Below are 20663 nucleotides of genomic sequence, written 5' to 3'. Positions count from 1 at the left end.
CGGCCCGGCCGCGGAAACTCCGCAGCCGGGCCGTCTCAAAGGCCGAAACTAAAATCACTCCTCGGTGGCAGGCGCCCCGAGGTCAGCCGGCACAGCGTCCGGCACCGACACTCCACGCTCAGCCCCACGGAACACCAGCTTCGACTTCTCGAACTGGGCCGGGTCGCCCTCGCAGTCCACCACGACGATCTGGCCGGGGCGCAGCTCGTTGAAGAGGATCTGCTCGGACAGCGTGTCCTCCAGCTCGCGCTGGATGGTGCGGCGCAGCGGGCGGGCGCCGAGGACCGGGTCGAAGCCCTTGGCCGCCAGGTACCGCTTCGCGTTGTCGGTCAGCTCGAGACCCATGTCCTTGTTCTTCAGCTGGCCCTCGATGCGAGCCGTGAAGATGTCCACGATGTGCAGGATTTCCTTTTCCCGCAGCTGGTGGAAGACGATGGTGTCGTCGATACGGTTCAGGAACTCCGGGCGGAAGTGCTGCTTCAGCTCGTCGTTGACCTTGATCTTCATCCGCTCGTACGAAGACTCCTCGGCCTCGGAGGCCTGGAAGCCCAGCGAAACCGCCTTCGCCACGTCGCGCGTGCCGAGGTTCGTCGTGAGGATGATGACCGTGTTCTTGAAGTCGACGATCCGGCCCTGGCCGTCGGTCAGGCGACCGTCTTCCAGGATCTGGAGCAGCGTGTTGAAGACGTCCGGGTGGGCCTTCTCGATCTCGTCGAAGAGGACCACGGAGAACGGCTTGCGACGGACCTTCTCGGTGAGCTGGCCGCCCTCGTCGTAACCGACGTAGCCGGGAGGGGCACCGACGAGACGGGACACCGTGTACCGGTCGTGGAACTCGGACATGTCGAGCTGGATCAGCGCGTCCTCGGAACCGAAGAGGAACTCGGCGAGCGCCTTGGACAGCTCGGTCTTACCGACACCGGACGGGCCGGCGAAGATGAACGAGCCGGAGGGGCGCTTCGGGTCCTTCAGGCCGGCACGCGTACGCCGGATCGCCTTGGAGACCGCCTGAACCGCGTCCTCCTGGCCGATGACCCGCTTGTGCAGCTCATCTTCCATGCGGAGCAGACGAGAGGTCTCTTCCTCGGTCAGCTTGTAGACCGGGATGCCGGTCCAGTTGCCCAGGACCTCGGCGATCTGCTCGTCGTCGACCTCGGACACCACGTCCAGGTCGCCGGCCTTCCACTCCTTCTCCCGCTGCGCTTTCTGGTTGAGGAGGGTCTTCTCCTTGTCGCGCAGCTGGGCGGCGCGCTCGAAGTCCTGCGCGTCGATCGCGGACTCCTTGTCGCGACGCACCTGGGCGATGCGCTCGTCGAAGTCACGGAGGTCCGGCGGCGCGGTCATCCGGCGGATGCGCATCCGTGCGCCGGCCTCGTCGATCAGGTCGATCGCCTTGTCCGGGAGGAAGCGGTCCGAAATGTACCGGTCGGCCAGCGTCGCGGCCGCGACCAGGGCCGCGTCGGTGATGCTGATCCGGTGGTGCGCCTCGTAACGGTCGCGCAGACCCTTGAGGATCTCGATGGTGTGCGCCAGGGACGGCTCGCCGACCTGGATCGGCTGGAAGCGGCGCTCAAGGGCCGCGTCCTTCTCCAGGTGCTTGCGGTACTCGTCCAGCGTGGTCGCACCGATGGTCTGGAGCTCACCGCGTGCCAGCATCGGCTTGAGGATCGATGCGGCGTCGATCGCGCCCTCGGCGGCGCCGGCGCCGACCAGGGTGTGGATCTCGTCGATGAACAGGATGATGTCGCCGCGGGTGCGGATCTCCTTGAGAACCTTCTTCAGGCGCTCCTCGAAATCACCGCGGTAACGGGAACCGGCCACCAGAGCGCCCAGGTCCAGGGTGTACAGCTGCTTGTCCTTCAGCGTCTCGGGCACCTCGCCCTTGATGATGGACTGCGCCAGACCCTCGACCACGGCGGTCTTGCCGACACCCGGCTCGCCGATCAGCACCGGGTTGTTCTTGGTGCGGCGGGAGAGCACCTGCATGACCCGCTCGATTTCTTTCTCCCGGCCGATGACCGGGTCGAGCTTGCCCTCGCGGGCGGCCTGCGTCAGGTTGCGGCCGAACTGGTCGAGAACCAGCGACGTGGACGGTGCGGCCTCGCCGGTCGCGGCGCCGGCGGCTGCCGGCTCCTTGCCCTGGTAACCCGAGAGCAGCTGGATGACCTGCTGGCGGACCCTGTTCAGGTCGGCGCCGAGCTTGACCAGCACCTGGGCGGCGACGCCCTCGCCCTCGCGGATGAGGCCGAGCAGGATGTGCTCGGTGCCGATGTAGTTGTGGCCGAGCTGAAGCGCCTCGCGCAGCGAGAGCTCCAGAACCTTCTTGGCCCGCGGCGTGAACGGAATGTGCCCGCTCGGCGCCTGCTGGCCCTGGCCGATGATTTCCTCGACCTGCTGCCGGACTCCCTCAAGCGAAATGCCGAGGCTCTCCAGAGCCTTTGCGGCAACGCCTTCGCCCTCGTGGATCAGACCTAGCAGGATGTGTTCGGTTCCGATGTAGTTGTGGTTGAGCATCCGGGCCTCTTCTTGGGCCAGGACGACAACCCGTCGCGCTCGGTCGGTGAACCGCTCGAACATGCCCTCGTGCTCCTCACGTGCCGTGCGCCAATGAACTGGCGGGGCCAGCGCGCGGGCATCGGTGATACCCGTGCTGTGACTACTCTATCGCCGCTGACGGGCTCTGCTGGGCGCTCACAGCCCTTCGGAACGATCCGCGACGTTGATTTAGCCAACTTCGCACGCTCAACGGCTGTTCCCCCACCCGAACGTGTACGCGTACAGCGAAATCGCGACGATCCACAGCCTGTGGAAAACTCACCCTCCGCCTGTGGATAACTTGGGGACAAACACGGAGAGGGCGCACCCCCACCGGGGATGCGCCCTCATCGCCGAGGGACCAGAAATCGGTCAGGCCCGGCCGGGGCCTTTCGCGTGGAACTCCTCCACGATCTCCTGCGGGATCCGGCCCCGGTCGGAGATGTCCTTCCCCGCCTTCTTGGCCCACTCGCGGATCGCCTTGTTCTGCTCGCGGTCGGCAGTGGCGCCGCCACGCCCGCGTGCCGCCCGGCCACCGACGACCACGCCACCGCGGGCGACCCGGCTGCCCGCGTTGAGGTAGGGCTCGAAGACCTCCCGCAATTTCGCGGCGTTCTTCTCTGACAGGTCGATCTCATACTGAATGCCGTCGAGCGCAAACTTCACGGTCTCGTCGGCGTCGCCGTTGTCGAGGTCATCGACCAGCTTGTGAATGATCTGCTTGGCCACGCGCCGTTATCCTCCCGAACACAGGTTCTCTCCCCAGCAATGGGAAGACAATAACGCCAGGGGCGTATCGGCCGTCAATGGCGGGGGCAATAATGCCGAGCGACTACTCCGGCCGGACCAAGGGGAAGAGGATCGTTTCCCGAATGCCAAGGCCGGTGAGCGCCATCAACAGCCGGTCGATTCCCATTCCCATGCCACCGGTCGGCGGCATTCCGTACTCCATGGCACGCAGGAAATCCTCGTCGAGCTGCATCGCCTCGGCGTCGCCGCCGGCCGCGAGCAGCGACTGCGCGTGCAGTCGTTCGCGCTGTACGACCGGGTCGACCAGTTCCGAGTACGCCGTAGCGAGCTCGAATCCGCCGATGTAAAGGTCCCACTTCTCGGTCAGACCCGGGGTGGTCCGGTGCGCCGCGGTGAGCGGTGCCGTCTCCTCCGGGTAGTCGCGGACGAATGTGGGCGCCTGCAACTTGTGTTGCACGAGGTGCTCGAAAAGTTCCTCGGCGAGCTTGCCCGCGATCCACTTCGGATCCACCGAGAGCTGCACCTTTTCCGCGTACCCCTGCAGTGTGGCCAGGTCGGTGCCGACCGTGACCTCCTCGCCGAGCGCGTCGGAGATCGCGCCGAAGAGGGTGATCTCCGCCCACTCGCCGCCCAGGTCGACCTCGGTGCCGTCGGTGTGGGTGACCACGTGCGATCCGGAGACGGCGACCGCGGCCTCCTGAATCCAGTGACGCACCTGCTCCTGCATCACGTTGTAGTCCGCATACGCCTGGTACGCCTCGAGCATGGCGAACTCCGGAGAGTGCGTGGAGTCCATGCCCTCATTCCGGAAGTTGCGGTTGATCTCGAAGACGCGCTCGATGCCACCGACCACGGCACGCTTCAAAAACAGTTCCGGCGCGATCCGCAGATAAAGATCGGTATCCAAAGCGTTGCTGTGAGTCACAAACGGGCGGGCCGCCGCGCCCCCGTGCAGCAACTGCAACATGGGTGTTTCAACCTCGAGGAAATTGCGGCGGAACAGTGACTCGCGCAGGCTCCGGACCACGGTCGAGCGAGTACGAACGACGTCACGCGCCTGCGGCCGGACGATGAGATCCACATAACGCTGCCGAACCCGGGTTTCCTCGGAAAGCGGCTTGTGAGCGACCGGAAGCGGACGCAACGCCTTGGCGCTCATGGTCCAGGAATCCGCGAGCACGGAAAGCTCACCACGACGGCTGGTGATCACTTCACCGGTGACCGCGACCAGGTCGCCGAGATCGACGATCCGCTTCCACTCCTCAAGCGCCTCGGCGCCGACCTTGTCCAGCGAGAGCATCGCCTGGAGCTCGGTGCCGTCGCCGGCGCGCAGGGTGGCGAAGCAGAGCTTGCCGCCGTTCCGCACGAAGATCAGCCGGCCGGTGACCGACACGGTGTCGCCGCTGGCGGTGTCGGTGGGCAGCTCGGCGTACTTCGCGCGGATCTCCGCGAGCTCGGCGGTCCGGGGGACGTTCACCGGGTACGGCGGGACGCCCTCGGCCAGCAGCCGGTCCCGCTTCGCCCGGCGGACCCGCATCTGCTCGGGTACGTCCTCGGCGGGGTCGACAACTGGCGTGTTCTGCTCGGTCACGGCTCGACTTCCTGGTAGCTACTGGTCAGGACCTGAGAAAGCGTACTCAGAGCCCCTCAAACGTTCCGCTCATATACCATCCGCAGCCCGATCAGCGTGATCATCGGCTCGTGGGCGGTGAGCGTGTGGCACTCGTCTTTCACGAGCCAGGCCAGCCCGCCGGTGGCGATCACCGCGTTGACCGGGCCGATCTCCTCGATCATCCGCTCGACGATCCGGTCCACCTGACCGGCGAAACCGAAATAGAGCCCGGCCTGGAGGCATTCCACGGTGTTCTTGCCGATCACCGATTTCGGCTTGGTCGGCTCCACCTTGCGCAGCTGGGCCGCGCGGGCCGCGAGCGCGTCGAACGAGATCTCGATGCCGGGTGCGAACGCGCCGCCGAGGAACTCACCTTTCGCACTGATCAGGTCGAAGTTCGTGGTGGTGCCGAAGTCGACCACGATCGACGGTCCGCCATAGAGCGCGTGCGCCGCGAGCGTGTTGACCACCCGGTCGGAGCCGACCTCCTTGGGATTGTCGATGGCGAGCTGCACACCGGTTTTCACCCCCGGCTCGACGACGACGCTCGGCACCTCGCCGTAGTACCGCTTCAGCATGGTGCGCAGGTTGCGCAGCGCGGCCGGCACGGTCGAGCACGCGGCCACCCCGGTGATCTCCACGGCGTCCCCGGCGAGCAGGCCGCGGAACATCAGGCCCAGCTCGTCGGCGGTCGACGCCGCGTCGGTCTTGATCCGCCAGTTGTGCACAAGCTTGTCGCCGTCGAAGGTGGCCAGCACGGTGTTGGTGTTACCGATGTCAATACAAAGCAGCACGATCTCGGCCCCTAAGAATCAAAATCAAGACCCCTATTTTGTACGGGGTGAGCGTCTCAGCGAGGCCGCAGGTCCAGCGCGATGTCCAGAATCGGCGAGGAGTGGGTGAGCCCGCCGACTGACAGGTAGTCCACTCCGGTCGCGGCGTAGGCCGCAGCGGTCTCCAGAGTCAGGTTCCCGGTCGCCTCGAGCTCGGTCTGCTCACCGACGGCGGCGACCACCTGGACGAGCTGTTCCGGCCGCATGTTGTCGCAGAGCAGGAACGTGGCACCAGCCGCGACGGCCTCCTTGGCCTCGTCCAGGGTGGTCACCTCGACCTGCACCGCCACGTCCGGGAACGCCTCGCGCACCAGCTGGTACGCCGCCGTGATGCTGCCGGCCGCCAGCTTGTGGTTGTCCTTGATCATGGCGACGTCGTAGAGGCCCATCCGCTTGTTGGTGCCACCACCGACCCGGACCGCGTACTTCTCCAGGACCCGCAGGCCCGGCGTGGTCTTGCGGGTGTCCAGAACCGTCGCCTTGGTGCCTTCGAGCTGGTCGGCCCACTTGCGGGTGTGCGTGGCCACCCCGGACATCCGGCTGATCAGGTTCAGCGCGGTGCGCTCGGCGGTCAGCAGGGAACGGGTCGGTCCGGTGATCCGGGCGAGCACGTCGCCGCGGCGTACCCGGTCGCCGTCGCTCGCGACCTGTTCGAAGGTCGCCGTCCCGGAGGAGGTGACAGCGAAGACCTCGGCCGCCACCAGCAGCCCGGCCACCACGCCGTCGGCCCGGGCGACCAGCTCGGCCGTGCCGGTCTGCCCGATCGGGATGGTCGCCTCGCTGGTCACGTCGCGCGGCGGGTCACCGAGGTCCTCGCCCAGCGCGGTGAAGACGATCCGCTGCAGCTCGACGAGATCAATTCCAGGGGTGCTCACGCCATCTCCTCGAACTTCTGGGTCAACAGACCGTCGGTACCGATCGCGTCCAGCAGGTGGCCGCGCCACTCGTCGGCAGCGGTCGGGTGATCCTCACGCCAGTGGCAGCCGCGTGTCTCCCGGCGCGTCTGCGCGTTGGCGACCAGCACCGACGCGACGGTGAGCAGGTTCGTCGCCTCCCAGGCCGCGGTGTTCGGCCGGGAACGGTGCTCGGCGAGGCGGCTCAGCTCCTTGGCCGCCCCGGCGAGCGAGTCGGCGGAGCGCAGCACGCCGGCGCCCCGGGTCATCGCCCGCTGCAGCTCGGCGCGGATCGCCGGGTCGGCCACCCAGCCCGGTCCGGCGCTGTCGCTGACCGGCTCGGCCTGTGCCGGCGGCTCGGTGCCGATGTCGTCGGCGATCCGCTTCGCGAAGACCAGGCCTTCCAGCAGCGAATTGCTGGCCAGCCGGTTGGCGCCGTGCACGCCGGTGCAGGCCACCTCACCGCAGGCGTACAGCCCGGGGATGCTGGTGCGGCCGTGCAGGTCGGTACGGACGCCGCCGGAGGCGTAGTGGGCGGCCGGCGCGACCGGGATCAGCTCGGTGGCTGGGTCGATGCCGGCCGACCGGGTGGACGCCATGATGGTCGGGAACCGGTGCTCCAGGAACTCCTTGCCGAGGTGCCGGGCGTCCAGATAGACGTGGTCGGCCCCGGTGGACCGCAGCACCCGGTAGATGCCCTTGGCGACCACATCACGCGGCGCCAGCTCGGCCAGCTCGTGCTGACCCACCATGAATCGCGTACCGGTCTCGTCGACCAGGTACGCCCCCTCGCCCCGCAGCGCCTCGGAGATCAGCGGCCGCTGGACCGAGTTGACCGTGCCGGAGACGAACGACGTCGGGTGGAACTGCACGAACTCGATGTCGGTCACCTCGGCGCCGGCCCGCAGCGCGAGCGCCACCCCGTCACCGGTGGAGACCGACGGGTTCGTGGTGGACGAGTAGATCTGTCCCATCCCGCCGGTGGCCAGCACCACGGCCCGGGCCAGGATCGCGCCGACACCGTCCTCACTGCCCTCGCCGAGCACGTGCAGGGTGAGACCGCAGGCCCGGCCGTCGGCGGCGCGCAGCAGGTCGAGCACGAGGGCGTGCTCGACCAGGCGGATCCACGGGTCCCGGTGCACGGCCTCGTGCAGGGCGCGCTGCACCTCGGCGCCGGTCGCGTCCCCGCCGGCGTGCACGATCCGGTCGGCGCGGTGCCCGCCCTCGCGGGTCAGCATCAGCGAGCCGTCCGGGTTGCGGTCGAACTCGGCGCCCCGGCGGATCAGCTCCCGGATCCGGGCCGGGCCCTCCTCGACCAGGACGCGGACCGCTTCCGGGTCGCAGAGGCCGACGCCGGCGATCTCCGTGTCGTACGCGTGCGCCTGCGGGGTGTCCAGCGGATCCAGCACGGCGGCGATCCCGCCCTGTGCCCAGCGGGTGGAGCCGTCGTCGATGTTCACCTTGGTCACGACGGTGACGTGCAGGCCCTGCTCGCGCAGGTGCAGCGCGGCGGTGAGGCCGGCGATCCCGGAACCGACCACGACGACGTCGGTGGTCTCGGTCCAGCCCGGTTCGGCAGCGGCGACCCGGCGAGGCAGCGCCGGTAGATCCGCGAGAGGTGACATGTGTCCCAGTACACTCCGCCCGCTCGGATCAGTCGCGGCGGGGGCACCTTCAGTGGTCACGGTTACTTGTACTGGACGGGCAGAGCCTTCGTCCCCTTGCCCTTGAGCGAGCCGGTCAGCTCGGCGCCGTCGAGCCACAGGTAACAGCGGACGTTGTGATCACCCTGCGCCCACACCTCGGCGTTGCCGGGCAGCGAGACCACACCGGTCCGATACCGCAGGTCGGCGTCGTCGGGCACGGCCGCGTACTTCGCCACCAGGGTCCGGCAGCCGTCGTGGAACTCGTCCCAGTTCGTGTCGCCCTTGGGGTACGTCGCGGTGGCCGGAGCGTCCCAGACCCCGACGAACTCGGAGTTGTGCGTCTCCTCGCAGTCGGCGGCCGGCATCGTGTCGATGGCGCCGGCGCCGTCCAGCCCGATGGCGTAACAGGTGAGTTCGAGTCCGGAGGTGTCCGATGCCAGGGCGCCACGCAGGCTGCCCTTGCGCTGCACCAGCGCGCCGTCGTCCTCGATCGAGTCCAGTTCGACCAGCTCACAGCGGTACCAGCGGGATCCGCCGGTCCAGGCAGCCGGTGAGGGGTTCGTGACACCGATCCAGAGCCGGGCCTCGCGCCACGGTCCGCCGACGTACTCGGTGGCCTTCGCGTCGCAGGTCCGATAGGCGGCCCGGCCTCCGGTGGTGGTGCCGGCCGGCGGGGTCTCGGTCTCGGCGGCCGCCTCGGTGTACTCGCCGATGAACACGGTCTCGGTGCGATGCGCCACCGAGCAGTCCGCCTCCTCATAGGTGGACCGCGGGCCGGAGACGGCGAAGTTGGCGAGGTGACACGTCTCGGCGACCGGCAGGAAGCTGGTCGCCGGAGCCATCGCGCCCCAGTTGTTGATCAGGTCGCCGTCGACGTTGCCGCTGCCGCCACAGCCCGCGGCGAGCAGCACGGCCGCGCTCAACGCGGCCATCCCGGACCGTCGCCGGCCACGCCGCCGGTGTCGCATGAACCTGCCTCCCACAACGCCGCCGGTGTCCGATTTATCGATCGTATGACGATCTGTACGGATACCGGCGACGTTCGGGAAAGTTCGCGTTACAAAGGCGCCCCTGTACCCGGTGTCAGCTGGAGTGCGACGTTGTCGATCAGGCGGGTGCTGCCGACCTTCGCGGCCACCAGCAGGCGAGCGGCACCCGACTCGGGCGCGGCACCCAGATCTGTTCCGGTCAGCGCGAGGTAGTCAACGCGTACCCCTGGCTCCTCCGCCAAGATCTTGTGGGCGACGGCCAGGACCGAGTCGGGGTCGCTCCGCGCCGCGCCCTCGCGCAGAGCGCGAGAGAGCGCGAGCGCGGACCGTCGCTGGTCCGGCGAGAGGAATCGGTTCCGGCTCGAAAGAGCAAGACCATCAATCTCCCGTACGGTCGGAACGCCCACGATCTCGACGCCCATATCCAGGTCACGGGCCATCCGGCGGATCAGGGCGAGCTGCTGGAAATCCTTCTCGCCGAAGTACGCGACATTGGCGCGCGTCAGCATCAGCAGCTTCTGGACCACGGTGAGCATGCCGGAGAAATGGCCCGGCCGGCTCTCGCCTTCGAGGATCTCGCCGAGCGGTCCCGGATGCATCGTGATCGACGGCGCGCCACCGGGGTAGACGTCGTCGCGGCTCGGTGCGAAAACGACAGTGACGCCCTCGTCCCGGCAGGCCGCGAGATCGTCGTCGAGGGTGCGCGGGTACTTCTCGAAGTCCTCGTTCGGCCCGAACTGCAGCGGGTTCACGAAGATCGTCACCACCACGAACGCGGACCGCTCGCGCGCCACCCGCATCAGCTGCCGGTGGCCCTCGTGCAGCGCCCCCATGGTCATCACCACCGCGATCTCACCCGGAGCCTTCGCGAGCTCAGCGGCGAGCGCGGCACGGGAGTGTACGAGAACGGTCACGCGGGACTACCCACCTTCGCTCGGTAGAGGATCTCGAGAAGTGCTTCGGCGTCGTGCGGACGCAGCCGGCCGGAAGCGATCGCCCGATCCGCGGTACGCCGGGCCATCGCCAGATAGGCCGGGATCGCCTCGGCGGGCATCCGGCCCAGGTGCTTGGCGACCGTGCCGGCGTCACCCCGGGAGACCGGGCCGGTCAGCGCGGCGTCACCCATCCGCAGGGCGTTGTCGAGGGCCGCGGTCAGCAGCGGCTCCAGCACCCGGCCGGGCTGCTCGACACCTGCCGCGCGCAGCAGGTCGGCGGCCTCGTTCACGAGCGTGACCAGATGGTTCGCGCCGTGCGCCAGCGCCGCGTGATAGAGCGGCCGGGAGTCCTCGGCCACCCACTCCGGCACGCCGCCCAGGTCGGCGACCAGCCGGGTGGCGAACGCCCGGTCCGGGGTCGTCACACCCCAGGCGATGCCGGGCAGCCGGTCCAGGTCGGAGTCCGCGCCGGTGAAGGTCATCGCGGGGTGCAGGGCCATGCCGTTCACATCGCCCAGAACGGCGAGTCCGTGAGCACCGGACGTGTGCGCGACGACCTGGCCGGGACGCAGCGCGCCGGTCGAGTCCAGGCCGGCCACCACGGCGGCCAGGGCATCGTCGGGAACGGCCAGCAGCAACAGATCGGAGGCGGCGCGGGCGACGTCGTCGGCCGGCAGGATCGCGGCGTCCGGAAGCAGGCGGGCCACACGTTCCCGGGAAGCGGCGGAGACCGCCGCGGCGGCGACAACCCGGTGCCCGGCCGCGCTCAGCGCCGCACCGAGTACGGCGCCCACCCGGCCGGCGCCGATGACGCCGACGGTCAAAGCGTTCATCTCTGGATCCAGTCCTCAGCTCGGGGTACCGGTCGAGCGCCAGTATGCGCCGAATTAACACGCCCGTAGCAACAGCGTGTGGCAAACCGCACCGGGCTCATATCGGCCACGCCGCCGGTCGGATTTAGGCTGAGCAGCATGTCCATCGGCTGGCGGCCGGCGATGCGGTCGGCTCTTTACGGAAGTGATGGCTTCTTCGTCCGCGCCGGAAGCGGCCCGGCCGACCACTTCCGCACCAGCGTGCACGCGTCCCCGCTGTTCGCCGGAGCGCTGCTGCGGATCGTCGAGCGGCTCGACGAAGCCCTCGGCCGGCCCACGACGTTCGACCTGGTCGACGTCGGCGCCGGGCGCGGCGAGCTGCTCACCGTCCTGCTCGCGCTGATGCCGTCCGATCTGGCCGCCCGGGTACGCCCGACCGGCGTGGAGATGGCACCCCGGCCGGACAGGCTGGATCCGCGGATCCGCTGGCGTACCGGCGTGCCGGACAGCGTGACCGGCCTGCTGATCGCCACCGAGTGGCTGGACAACGTCCCGCTCGACGTCGTGGAGACCGACGAGCACGGCGACCCGCGCAAGGTGCTTGTGGACCGGCGGACCGGCGCCGAGACGCTGGGCGGCCCGGCCGACGCGGCCGACCGCTTCTGGCTGAACCGCTGGTGGCCCGGCCCCGGCCGGATCGAGATCGGCTGGCCCCGGGACGCCGCCTGGGCCGACGCCGTGGGTTCGGTGCGCCGCGGGGCCGCGCTCTGTGTCGATTACGGTCACCAGCGCTCCGAGCGGCCGCCCCTCGGCACGCTCACCGGTTATCGGGACGGGCGTCAGGTGCCACCTGTCCCGGACGGCAGTTGCGACGTCACGGCGCACGTCGCGATGGATTCGGTGGCGGGTGCGGCCGGTTACGCGTACCAAATGGTCCGTCAGCGCGAAGCGCTGAAAGCGCTCGGGATCGACGGCGGGCGACCACCGCTGGAGCTTGCCCGCACGGACCCGGCGGCGTACATCCGCGCTCTCTCCGCCGCGGGCAGCGCCGCCGAGCTGATCGATCCGTCCGGACTCGGCGCCCATTGGTGGTTGTGGCACGAGATAGGTCTGAAGGTTCGTGGGAGCATCTTTGCGTGAGCGATGACCTGCGGGAGATGACGGTCGGGACCGGCGCCGGGCTCGACACGGCCGACATGGTCCTCAACATCGGGCCGCAACATCCGTCAACGCACGGTGTGCTGCGGCTCAAGCTCAAACTGGACGGCGAGCGGGTCGTCGAGTGCGAGCCGATCGTCGGATACATGCACCGCGGCGCGGAGAAACTGTTCGAGGTCCGCGACTACCGGCAGATCATCATGCTGGCGAACCGGCACGACTGGCTCTCCGCGTTCTCCAACGAGCTCGGCGTCGCCCTCGCCGTCGAACGACTCATGGGCATCGAGGTGCCGGAACGCGCCACCTGGCTGCGGATGGCGCTCGCCGAGCTGAACCGGGCGCTCAACCACCTGATGTTCCTCGGCTCCTACCCCCTGGAGATCGGCGCGATCACGCCGATGTTCTACGCGTTCCGGGAACGGGAAACCCTCCAGGCGGTGATGGAGGAGGTCTCCGGCGGCCGGATCCACTACATGTTCAACCGGGTGGGCGGTCTCAAGGAAGAAGTGCCGGCCGGCTGGACCAAGCGGGTCCGCGAGGCCGTCGCCGCGGTCCGCCGGCGGCTGCCCGACCTCGACCGGCTGATCCGCAAGAACGACATCTTCATGGCCCGGACCGTCGGCGTCGGCGTCCTCACGGCCGCCGACGCAGCCGCCTACGGCGCCTCCGGACCGGTCGCGCGCGCCAGCGGTCTGGATTTTGATGTACGCCGGGACGAGCCCTACCTCTACTACGACCAGCTGGAATTCCCGGTGGTGACCAGGCAGGCCGGCGACTGCCACTCCCGGTTCGAGGTGCTGCTCGACCAGACGTACGTCTCCCTGGATCTCGTGGAGGCCTGCCTGGACCGGGTCGACCGGATCGGCGGCCCGGTCAACGTGCGCCTGCCCAAGGTGGTCAAGGCACCCGAGGGCCATACGTACGCGTGGACCGAGAACCCGCTCGGGGTGAACGGTTATTACCTGGTGTCCCGCGGCGAGAAAACCCCGTGGAGGCTGAAGCTGCGCACGGCGTCGTACGCGAATGTGCAGGCGCTGGCGACGCTGATCCCGGGCTGCCTGGTCCCCGATCTGATCGCGATCCTCGGCTCGATGTTCTTCGTAGTCGGCGACATCGACAAATAGGGGCGGGGAGCGCACGCAGGGGGTGTGTCGAGCCCCTAGGTCGGCACACCCGCTCGATCTTGGGCCGCTGCAGGGTCAGCGGTCGTTGTTGTAGCCGCCGTAGGAGGCGAAGTCGTCGAGGGTGCCTACGTTCGTGTCGTTCGCGGACGGGCGGTGGCGGCGGGCCTTGTATTCGCCGGACGGCTGGTCCTCGTAGCCCTGATCCGGGTATCCCTGGTCCGGATAGGAAGGGTCCTGGTACGACGGGTCCTGGTACGACGGGTCCTGATAGCCCTGGCTGTCGTACCCCTGGCTGTCGTATCCCTGGTCCTCGTAATCCCGGCCGTCGTAACCCTGGCCGTCGTACGCCTGCTCGTCGTAGCCGGTCTGGCTGCCGTACTCGTTCGCCCCGGCGTAACCGCTGGCGGCGCCGAAGTCGTCGTTCGGGGATTCCGGGCGGCCGTACTGGGTTCCGGGGCGGACAGCGGCCGCCGCACGAGGCGGGCCGGACGGCGGAATCGGACCGGACGACAGGGGACCGCCCTGCGGCAGCGGACCCGACGAGTGCGGCCCCTGCGGAATCGGCCCGGACTGCATGGGCCCTGACTGCATTGGCCCGGACTGCATCGGGCTGGCCTGCATCGGACCGGGCGGGACTGAGACGGCGGCGCGCGGTGGGCCGGGCGGCACCGAAGCCGCTGCCCGGGGGCCTCCGGGGCCGGGCGGTACGGAAGCGGCCGCCCGAGGGCCTCCGGGGCCCGGCGGCGGGACAGCGGCGCCACCACGGGGGCGCGGAACCGGGCCGGGCGGCATCGTGTTCGGTCCAGGACCTGGCCCGTTCATCGGACCGCCGTGCGAAGAAGCCCCACCCATCGGGCCGCCGTGCGATGGAGCTCCGCTCATCGGAGCACCCGGCATGCGCTGTCCCGGGATGGGAGCGCCCGGAGCCCCTGACATCGGAACGCTGGGCATGCGCGGTCCTGGGACAGGAGCGCCCTGGGGCGGGCCGGCTACTGCTGCCGAACGGACCACCGAGGCGGACCCGGACGGCACCGACGCCGAACCGGAAGGCACCGAGGCCGAAGCGCGACCGGCGGGCGCGCCGCCGGGCATCCGGGCCGGGGAGACCGGACCAGCCGACCCCGCCGCCGGTCCACGGGAACCGTATTCGTTCTGCTCGTAACCGTCGGCATAACCCTGGCCGTCGCTGTAACCCTGCCCCTGGCCGTCCGCATAGCCCTGGCCATCGTCATAGCCCTGAGCGCCGTCATAGCCCTGAGCGCCCTCGTAACCCTGGGAACCGTCGTAACTCTCATAAGGCTGAGCACCGTCGTACGACTGCCCATCGTCATAAGACTGGGCGCCGCCGCCGTAAACCGGCCCAGCCTCAGACTCGTACCCGGAATTGTCATATCCCGACTGCGGAGCGTAACCGGCATCCGCTGGCGCAACCGCGACCTGAGCTCGGCCGCCCGGATTGCGCGGCTGCAGCGGCGGGCGAGGTGCCTCCGAGACCGCCGGCGCCGCCGCATAGGCGGCGAATTCGGACCGCATCTGCTTGCGGAGGTTCTCCACCTCCTGGGCGACGCGGTCCTCGACATCCATCCTGAGCAGCACCGGATCAGCGCGGATCAGCACAGACGCGCCGACCAGCACCACGCTCACGGCGATCAGCAGCAGCGCGAAACGGATCGAGGTGTTGCCGCCACCGATCAGTACCACTGCGGCCGCCAGCGGCGCGAGGACCACTCCGCCCCAGAGGAGGCCACGGAGCAGCTTCGCGCTGGGTCCCGCTTGCGGGTCGCGTTCCGGCATGGGCGCAGATGTTACCGAGAGTGCGCCCCAGTGAAAACGGCCGAGCGCTCGAACGGCACAAATGACCCATGACCACCGGGCGGTCCGGCTGGTTTCCGTTTGGCGGAAGCCAGCCGGAAGTACTACCTGGTGCCGCGCCAGCCGCCGAGGGTGGCGAGACCGATGATCCAGCCGACGAAGAGGCCGTAGCTGGCGCCGGAACCGGCCGCCTGGAACGCGCCGAGCAGCGACGGGTTGCTGAGGAAGAGGGTGGCGAGGAGCGCGGCGAAACCGCCCGCGAAGATGTACGAGGCCCAGCCGGCGAAGAACTGGCTGATCGTGCCACGGGCCCGGGCCAGCTGAGAGCCGGGCAGCAGGTAGAGGAAGAGCGCGGTCAGCACCACTAGCAGGATCGCCTTGAGGTCGCCGACGATCACGTCGCGCAGCGAGTCGTCGGTGTCGAAGCTCCAGTGCGGCCAGGCGAGCAGCCGGAGCCACCAGCCGCCGGCCGTGTCAGGGTTGGTGTTCTCCAGAGCCCAGTCGCTGTACCAGGGGCTACCGAAGACGAGGACGAGTATCAGCGCGGCGAGTGTGCCCGCACCCGGTGCGGTCTTGTAACGATTCCCGAGAGCCATGGCCCCGCTATTCCCAGCGGGGCCAGGCTCTCAAACGATGAACGTCACTTGCTCAGGTAGTCGATGAATGCGGCCCGCAGCAGCGGTTCTGCCTCGCCGAGGTCGCGGCCCTCGAACTCACGCCAGAGCGCGACCGCCTCGTCGACGGTCGGCCCGATCGAGTTGAGTGCGCCGTCCAGCGAGGCGGCCTCATCGGCGTCCGGCAGGTGCCGCAGCACCGACCAGTAGAACTTGACGTCGTGGCGTTCCCGGGCGAGGGCGAAAGCCCGTTCCCTCAGCACCTCGGTAGGCAGGGCGTCCAGTTCAGCAAAGGTCGGCGAGGTCATGATTCAAAGCATAGTCAGCGCGTTTGACCCCAGGGGCCGTCGTCCCAGCGGTCTGCGGGTGCCGGCTGCGGGTTGCCGGGCTGGTTCCAGGTTTCCGGCCGGTCCGGCGACCAGGTGCCGTTGCTGGCAGCGGCGTTCCACTCCTCGCCGGTGCCGGCCGGAAGCGGCCGGCCGTACGTCTCGACGAGCCGGGTGACGATCAGGCCGGCGGCGAAAACGCTCGCGGCGATCGCGAAGAGCGCGATGTCGAGCTCACGGAGGTCCTCGTAATCGAGGAAGAGCGTCATGGCGGTCACCGCGAACAGCGTGCCGAAGATCCCGCCGCGCCGCCCGTACGCGCTCGTGCCGCCGAGCAGGGCCAGGCCGAGGCCGATGCCGGTCCACTCCAGGCCGGTGCCGGGCACGACCGGGTCGGCCGAGCCGGCGGCCAGGATCGTGCCGGCGCCGACCGCGAAGAGCGTGGAGAGCAGCAGCGCGATGACCACCGGCACCGCGGTCTTGGCGCTGCCACGGCGGGCCGCGTCACCGTACGGCCGGAAGCCGCCGACCCAGCGCCGGATCGGGCCGATCGCGCCGAGGCCGCCGCCGAGCAGGGCCAGCAGCGCGAAAGCGCCGAAGAGGAGGAAGGCCTGCCCGGTCGGGTCCCAGTCGCCCTGCACCACGACCGGCGCCACGCGCAACTGGGAGTAGACGATGACGCCGAGCGCGGCAGCAAGCGTCGCGGCCCAGCCGGGCACGTGCAGCGTGACGACGACGACCGCCACGATCAACGCGCCGGCCGCGCCGATGATCAGCGCCGGGACCAGTGCCTGAAGCAGTCCCTTGTCACTGTTCTCAGCGAACTGGAAAGCGGCGGCCAGCGCGATCGGGCCGATCGCGAGGTTCGGTACGCCGGCCCGGAGGCTGAGCCCCGCGCCGAGAGTGAGCAGACCGATCGCGGCGCCGGTGACCAGCAGGGAGTCGAGGGCGGGACGCTGGAGCGCGGCCGAGTCCTCGCGGAAGAGCAGGAAACCGATGACCCCGGTGGCGACCAGCAGCACCACTTCCCAGCCGAGGTGGACGCCGAGACGGTCGCGGCCGTCCTCCTCCACCGCGGGGAACGAGCCGGTGGTCACCGGTGCGCGCAGCGACTGGTCGAGCGTGTTGCCGGCCGTGTCGTCGTACTGCACCCGGCGCCGGTAGGCGGCAGGGTCCGTCTCGGTCTGGTTGGTTTGTTGGCGGAACGTGGTCTCGTCGTAAGACATGTCCGCGCCTCCTTACGCCTCCGCGAGCGGTTCGAGGCGCACGCTACTCCGGCCTGAAGCCGCCCGCCGCAAAGCATACGGATACGACATGGCCTCAGTTCAGAGCACATGTCGCGTTGATGGATGTCAACGCCGCTCGGTCGGCCGCCCGGAGTCGTCGTCCTCGCGATCGGGCTGTTCCGGCACCCGGCAGGACCGCTCGAGCCAGAGGGCCGCGCCGATCAGCGCGAGCCCGGCGATGAGGCCGCCGGCGGTGGCCGGGATGTCGTCGCGGGCCGCCTTGGTCGGCTCCAGCAGCAGCCAGGTGAGCAGACCGGCGGAAAAGCCCGCGAAGATCGCGCCGACCAGAGAGGACGCTTTCGCCAGCGCGACGTACCGCGCCACGGCGAGCGGCTCGACCGGCAGCGCACCGGGCTTGCGCTGGATGCGCGCGCTGGTGTTCTGCGCGAGCATCGCCTCGGCGACCGCGAGGACCGCCAGGATCAGCGCCGGCGTCCACGGCAGCGAGGGCAGACGCGAGTAGGAGAAGCTGAGCAGCAGCCAGCCCACGGCAGCGGCGGCCAGGCCGGCCACCACGAGAACCGAGATGCTCGTCGGCCGCAGGGACGGGTCGGGACGACGTCCGTCTTGGGGGTTGGCGCTCACTCCATCGACTCTAGCGATAGATCCGGGCGCGGGCTCATCGCGGCGAGGTCGGCCGTGGTCTCCGGCGTGTCCAGCAGGGCCGCGATCGGGCCGTGGCCGGGCAGCACGGCGTCCGGCCGCAGATCGAGCCACGGCCGCAGCACGAAGGCGCGCAGGTGGGCGCGCGGGTGCGGAAGCGTCAGCTCGGCGTCGTCACTGATCACCGGCGTGCCGTCGTCCTGCCGTACCGCGATCACGTCGACGTCGAGCGTGCGCGGCCCGAATCGCCGCTCCGGGTCACGGATCCGGCCTTCGGCCCTCTCGCACGCCTGTGCCCGCTCCAGCCAGTCGCGCGCGGTCGCGCTCCGATCGTTCACGATCAACACCACATTGAGGTACGCGGGCTGCGCCGTGTCTCCCCATGGAGGTGTCTCGTAGACGCCGGAGATCGCCGTGACGTGCGAATCGAGCTGGTTCACGGCGGCGAGCAGGTGTGCCCGACGATCGCCGAGGTTGCTGCCCAGCGAGAGGACGGCCTCGGTCACGAACGGCTCCGGCCGGTTTCGCTCTGCTCCGGGCGGCTCCGGCCCAGGGTGACGCTGACGTCGGCGAACTCGTGCGGGATTGGCGCCTGCGGCTTGTGCACCGTCACCTCGGCGGCCAGCACCCGCTCGTCGGCGAGGCAGACGTCGAGCAGCCGGTCGGCGAGTCGTTCCAGGAGGTTGACCGGCTCGCCGGTGAGCACCTCGACCAGCCGGCCGGCCAGTTCGCCGTAGTGGACGGTGTCGGCCACGTCGTCGGAACGTGCGGCCGGGCCGAGATCGAGGTCGAGACGCACGTCGACGACGAAGTCCTGCCCCTGCTCCCGCTCGAAGTCGTAGACGCCGTGGTTGCCCCGTGCGCGCAGTCCGGTCAGCGTGATCCGCCCGGTCATTTGTCCTCCGTACGCGTACCCAAGAATTTTGGTGAGCCGGTGGCGCGCCAGACCGCGAGCGCGTCCGCGGTCGCGCTCACGTCGTGGACCCTGACCCCCCACGCGCCGGAAGCGACAGCCAGTAAAGAGGTGGCGAGAGTGGCCGCCTCGCGGCCACCGACCGGACGGGGTGTGCCGTCCGGGCCGGCGAGCAGGCGGCCGAGGTAGGTCTTGCGGCTGGCCGCGAAGAGAACCGGGAAGCCGAGGCCGGTCAGCTCGCCGAGGTGCGCGGAGAGCGCCCAGTTGTGCTCGGGGAGCTTCGCGAAGCCGAGACCCGGGTCGAGGATGATCCGGCTCGGGTCGACGCCGGCCGCGATCGCGTCGTCGGCGCGTTCCCGCAGCTCGTCGCGGACCTCGGCCACCACATCGGAGTAGAGCGCGAGCTTCTGCATCTCGCGGGAGTGGCCGCGCCAGTGCATCAGGATCCAGGGGCAGCCGGCGGCGGCGGCGACCGAGGCCATCCGCGGGTCGGCGAGCCCGCCGGAGACGTCGTTGATCACCACAGCACCGGCTTCGAGAGCCGCCTCGGCGACCGCGGCGCGCGAGGTGTCGACACTGACCGGTACGCCCTCGGCGAACAAGCTCCGGATCACCGGAACGACGCGAGCGATCTCGGTCGGCGCGTCCACACGCTCCGCTCCGGGCCGGGTCGACTCGCCACCGACGTCGATGACGTGCGCTCCTTCGCGAAAAAGGCACATGCCGTGTTGAACCGCGGCGTCGATGTCGGTGTATCTCCCACCGTCAGAGAAAGAGTCCGGCGTGACGTTGAGGACGCCCATCACTACCGGGTGATCCATACGGAGCAGTTCAGCACCTGTGAGCTGCGCGTCCAGCGGCGAAGTCGGCACAACAAGAGGGTACGGGGCAGCAGGTTTTCGAACAGGTGTACGATGCCACGTGACTGAAATTCACGCGCTCCTTCACCTTGGGTAACGAAACGGGCGCTTGTTGCTCGCAAGTACGAGCCGTACTCTTCGGATCTGGGCATCATGAAGTGACCGAAGAGAGCAGACGAGCATGGCAGTGCCCGAACGGCTCACTCGACGTGGTGAGCGCGAGGTAGCACCATATGGGCGTTGCCGTACGGCTTCACAACTGCAGCGTGTCCGTACCCCCCTTACCGGACACGGGGAGGTTTACCGATGATCGCCACCGAGCTCACCATCCTGGCGGCTGAGCCATCAGGCAGCATCAACACCGAAGGAATCGTCACCTTCTTCGCGAGCAACATCGCACCGATCCTGCTAGCGGTGCTCGGAGTGATCTTCATCGGCCGCGCCAGCCGCGGCGAGATCTCGAAGGTCCTCACCAGCTCGGCGATCGCGATCGTGGGCCTGGCGTTCATCGCCGGCGCGGCCACGCTCTTCTTCGTCGGCGAATCGATCATCAAGCTGATCTTCAACTGAGATGCGGCTCCGGACCGACGACGACATCTACCGGGCACGCCTGGTCTATCTGGGCCCGCCCGGGTACACCCTGCCCATCCATCTGCCGTACGCGCAGTACGGGATGTTCGTCGCGCTGGTGCCGCTCTTCATGTTTCTCCACTACCTGATCACGCTCGACTTCGACCCGTTCCCGGCCTGGGAGATCGCCCTGGCCATGGTCACGACGTCGTACGTGTTCCGGCATGTCGACCCGGACCGGCCGGCCCGGGTCGTCATCCGCACCGCGCTCACCGACTGGCGCCGCACCCGCGAGCCTGCCGTGGAGCAACGCGATCCGAGACTTGTCGCCACTCGCATCCGCGTCCGGGAGGAGTTGGTATGACCAGTTGGAGTGTTTGCGAACTACCGGC

Annotated in this window: 21 protein-coding genes; 4 read left to right on the top strand and 17 right to left on the bottom strand. The window is 69.1% G+C overall.

Translation table 11 applies throughout. From position 1 onward, the window contains the following. Positions 1–54: 54 nt before the first annotated feature. The 9 genes from B0I29_RS15480 to B0I29_RS15440 form a co-directional block, all read right to left on the bottom strand. On the bottom strand, positions 55–2577 hold the full coding sequence (locus B0I29_RS15480) for an ATP-dependent Clp protease ATP-binding subunit (RefSeq protein WP_111649692.1): 2523 nt from the start codon (positions 2575–2577) through the stop codon (positions 55–57). A gap of 330 nt (positions 2578–2907) precedes the next feature. Continuing rightward, the gene (locus B0I29_RS15475; RefSeq protein ID WP_111649691.1) at positions 2908–3264 is read right to left on the bottom strand and encodes a histone-like nucleoid-structuring protein Lsr2; all 357 of its coding nucleotides are present in this window, start codon (positions 3262–3264) and stop codon (positions 2908–2910) included. A gap of 103 nt (positions 3265–3367) precedes the next feature. Next, the gene (gene lysS / locus B0I29_RS15470) at positions 3368–4876 is read right to left on the bottom strand and encodes a lysine--tRNA ligase (RefSeq protein ID WP_111649690.1); all 1509 of its coding nucleotides are present in this window, start codon (positions 4874–4876) and stop codon (positions 3368–3370) included. Positions 4877–4932: 56 nt separating this feature from the next. After that, complete coding sequence (locus B0I29_RS15465; protein ID WP_111649689.1) at positions 4933–5691, bottom strand: type III pantothenate kinase; 759 nt, start codon at positions 5689–5691, stop codon at positions 4933–4935. A 56-nt stretch (positions 5692–5747) separates the two neighbouring features. Further along, complete coding sequence (gene nadC, locus B0I29_RS15460; protein WP_111649688.1) at positions 5748–6605, bottom strand: carboxylating nicotinate-nucleotide diphosphorylase; 858 nt, start codon at positions 6603–6605, stop codon at positions 5748–5750. Then, positions 6602–8248 (bottom strand): L-aspartate oxidase, encoded by a 1647-nt coding sequence (locus B0I29_RS15455; protein WP_111649687.1) that lies wholly within the window; start codon positions 8246–8248, stop codon positions 6602–6604. The genes nadC and B0I29_RS15455 overlap by 4 nt, the downstream gene beginning before the upstream one ends. Positions 8249–8310: 62 nt before the next feature. Further along, the gene (locus B0I29_RS15450) at positions 8311–9237 is read right to left on the bottom strand and encodes a septum formation family protein (protein WP_111649686.1); all 927 of its coding nucleotides are present in this window, start codon (positions 9235–9237) and stop codon (positions 8311–8313) included. An 89-nt stretch (positions 9238–9326) separates the two neighbouring features. After that, complete coding sequence (gene panC, locus B0I29_RS15445; protein ID WP_111649685.1) at positions 9327–10172, bottom strand: pantoate--beta-alanine ligase; 846 nt, start codon at positions 10170–10172, stop codon at positions 9327–9329. Continuing rightward, positions 10169–11026 carry a Rossmann-like and DUF2520 domain-containing protein gene (locus tag B0I29_RS15440; RefSeq protein ID WP_111649684.1) on the bottom strand — a complete coding sequence of 286 codons (858 nt, stop codon included), beginning with the start codon at positions 11024–11026 and terminating at the stop codon, positions 10169–10171. Before B0I29_RS15440 ends, panC begins: the two co-directional genes overlap by 4 nt. A 138-nt stretch (positions 11027–11164) precedes the next feature. On the opposite strand from B0I29_RS15440, the gene B0I29_RS15435 reads away from it, so the two are divergent. Beyond that, positions 11165–12145, top strand: coding sequence for an SAM-dependent methyltransferase (locus B0I29_RS15435; RefSeq protein WP_111649683.1), 981 nt, complete (start codon positions 11165–11167; stop codon positions 12143–12145). A gap of 17 nt (positions 12146–12162) precedes the next feature. Beyond that, positions 12163–13287, top strand: coding sequence for an NADH-quinone oxidoreductase subunit D (locus tag B0I29_RS15430; protein WP_111649939.1), 1125 nt, complete (start codon positions 12163–12165; stop codon positions 13285–13287). 75 nt (positions 13288–13362) lie between these two features. Here B0I29_RS15430 and B0I29_RS15425 read toward each other — a convergent pair whose 3' ends face one another. The 8 genes from B0I29_RS15425 to folP all read right to left on the bottom strand — a co-directional run bounded on the left by B0I29_RS15425 (position 13363) and on the right by folP (position 19662). Next, complete coding sequence (locus B0I29_RS15425) at positions 13363–15081, bottom strand: hypothetical protein (RefSeq protein WP_111649682.1); 1719 nt, start codon at positions 15079–15081, stop codon at positions 13363–13365. A 122-nt stretch (positions 15082–15203) separates the two neighbouring features. After that, a complete protein-coding gene (locus B0I29_RS15420) occupies positions 15204–15695 on the bottom strand; it encodes a hypothetical protein (protein WP_111649681.1) in 492 nt (163 codons plus the stop codon). Between the two features lie 44 nt (positions 15696–15739). Beyond that, positions 15740–16021, bottom strand: a complete 282-nt coding sequence (locus B0I29_RS15415) for a hypothetical protein (protein WP_111649680.1) — start codon at positions 16019–16021, stop codon at positions 15740–15742. 14 nt (positions 16022–16035) lie between these two features. Continuing rightward, positions 16036–17265 (bottom strand): ABC transporter permease, encoded by a 1230-nt coding sequence (locus tag B0I29_RS15410; RefSeq protein WP_111649679.1) that lies wholly within the window; start codon positions 17263–17265, stop codon positions 16036–16038. Positions 17266–17391: 126 nt separating this feature from the next. After that, a complete protein-coding gene (locus B0I29_RS15405) occupies positions 17392–17910 on the bottom strand; it encodes a DUF3180 domain-containing protein (RefSeq protein ID WP_111649678.1) in 519 nt (172 codons plus the stop codon). Continuing rightward, positions 17907–18434 carry a 2-amino-4-hydroxy-6-hydroxymethyldihydropteridine diphosphokinase gene (gene folK, locus B0I29_RS15400; protein WP_111649677.1) on the bottom strand — a complete coding sequence of 176 codons (528 nt, stop codon included), beginning with the start codon at positions 18432–18434 and terminating at the stop codon, positions 17907–17909. The genes B0I29_RS15405 and folK overlap by 4 nt, the downstream gene beginning before the upstream one ends. Then, a complete protein-coding gene (folB, locus tag B0I29_RS15395) occupies positions 18431–18823 on the bottom strand; it encodes a dihydroneopterin aldolase (RefSeq protein WP_111649676.1) in 393 nt (130 codons plus the stop codon). The genes folK and folB overlap by 4 nt, the downstream gene beginning before the upstream one ends. Next, on the bottom strand, positions 18820–19662 hold the full coding sequence (gene folP / locus B0I29_RS15390; RefSeq protein ID WP_111649675.1) for a dihydropteroate synthase: 843 nt from the start codon (positions 19660–19662) through the stop codon (positions 18820–18822). Before folP ends, folB begins: the two co-directional genes overlap by 4 nt. 345 nt (positions 19663–20007) lie before the next feature. On the opposite strand from folP, the gene B0I29_RS15385 reads away from it, so the two are divergent. After that, positions 20008–20271 (top strand): hypothetical protein, encoded by a 264-nt coding sequence (locus B0I29_RS15385; protein ID WP_111649674.1) that lies wholly within the window; start codon positions 20008–20010, stop codon positions 20269–20271. Position 20272: 1 nt separating this feature from the next. Beyond that, on the top strand, positions 20273–20635 hold the full coding sequence (locus B0I29_RS15380; RefSeq protein WP_111649673.1) for a hypothetical protein: 363 nt from the start codon (positions 20273–20275) through the stop codon (positions 20633–20635). Positions 20636–20663 lie beyond the last annotated feature (28 nt).

Source organism: Actinoplanes lutulentus, from assembly GCF_003259845.1.
Classification (GTDB): domain Bacteria; phylum Actinomycetota; class Actinomycetes; order Mycobacteriales; family Micromonosporaceae; genus Actinoplanes; species Actinoplanes lutulentus.
The sequence above is the reverse complement of the archived record's forward strand: the minus strand, read 5'-3'. Positions and strand labels throughout refer to the sequence as shown.

Excerpts from the sequence above, each read along its gene's own strand:
- B0I29_RS15480 (WP_111649692.1), bottom strand. The coding sequence starts at position 2,577 with ATGTTCGAGCGGTTCACCGACCGAGCGCGACGGGTTGTCGTCCTGGCC.
- B0I29_RS15455 (WP_111649687.1), bottom strand. The coding sequence starts at position 8,248 with ATGTCACCTCTCGCGGATCTACCGGCGCTGCCTCGCCGGGTCGCCGCT.
- B0I29_RS15450 (WP_111649686.1), bottom strand. The coding sequence starts at position 9,237 with ATGCGACACCGGCGGCGTGGCCGGCGACGGTCCGGGATGGCCGCGTTG.
- B0I29_RS15440 (WP_111649684.1), bottom strand. The coding sequence starts at position 11,026 with ATGAACGCTTTGACCGTCGGCGTCATCGGCGCCGGCCGGGTGGGCGCC.
- B0I29_RS15435 (WP_111649683.1), top strand. The coding sequence starts at position 11,165 with ATGTCCATCGGCTGGCGGCCGGCGATGCGGTCGGCTCTTTACGGAAGT.
- B0I29_RS15430 (WP_111649939.1), top strand. The coding sequence starts at position 12,163 with ATGACGGTCGGGACCGGCGCCGGGCTCGACACGGCCGACATGGTCCTC.
- B0I29_RS15425 (WP_111649682.1), bottom strand. The coding sequence starts at position 15,081 with ATGCCGGAACGCGACCCGCAAGCGGGACCCAGCGCGAAGCTGCTCCGT.
- B0I29_RS15420 (WP_111649681.1), bottom strand. The coding sequence starts at position 15,695 with ATGGCTCTCGGGAATCGTTACAAGACCGCACCGGGTGCGGGCACACTC.
- B0I29_RS15415 (WP_111649680.1), bottom strand. The coding sequence starts at position 16,021 with ATGACCTCGCCGACCTTTGCTGAACTGGACGCCCTGCCTACCGAGGTG.
- B0I29_RS15410 (WP_111649679.1), bottom strand. The coding sequence starts at position 17,265 with ATGTCTTACGACGAGACCACGTTCCGCCAACAAACCAACCAGACCGAG.
- folB (WP_111649676.1), bottom strand. The coding sequence starts at position 18,823 with ATGACCGGGCGGATCACGCTGACCGGACTGCGCGCACGGGGCAACCAC.
- folP (WP_111649675.1), bottom strand. The coding sequence starts at position 19,662 with ATGGATCACCCGGTAGTGATGGGCGTCCTCAACGTCACGCCGGACTCT.
- B0I29_RS15385 (WP_111649674.1), top strand. The coding sequence starts at position 20,008 with ATGATCGCCACCGAGCTCACCATCCTGGCGGCTGAGCCATCAGGCAGC.
- B0I29_RS15380 (WP_111649673.1), top strand. The coding sequence starts at position 20,273 with ATGCGGCTCCGGACCGACGACGACATCTACCGGGCACGCCTGGTCTAT.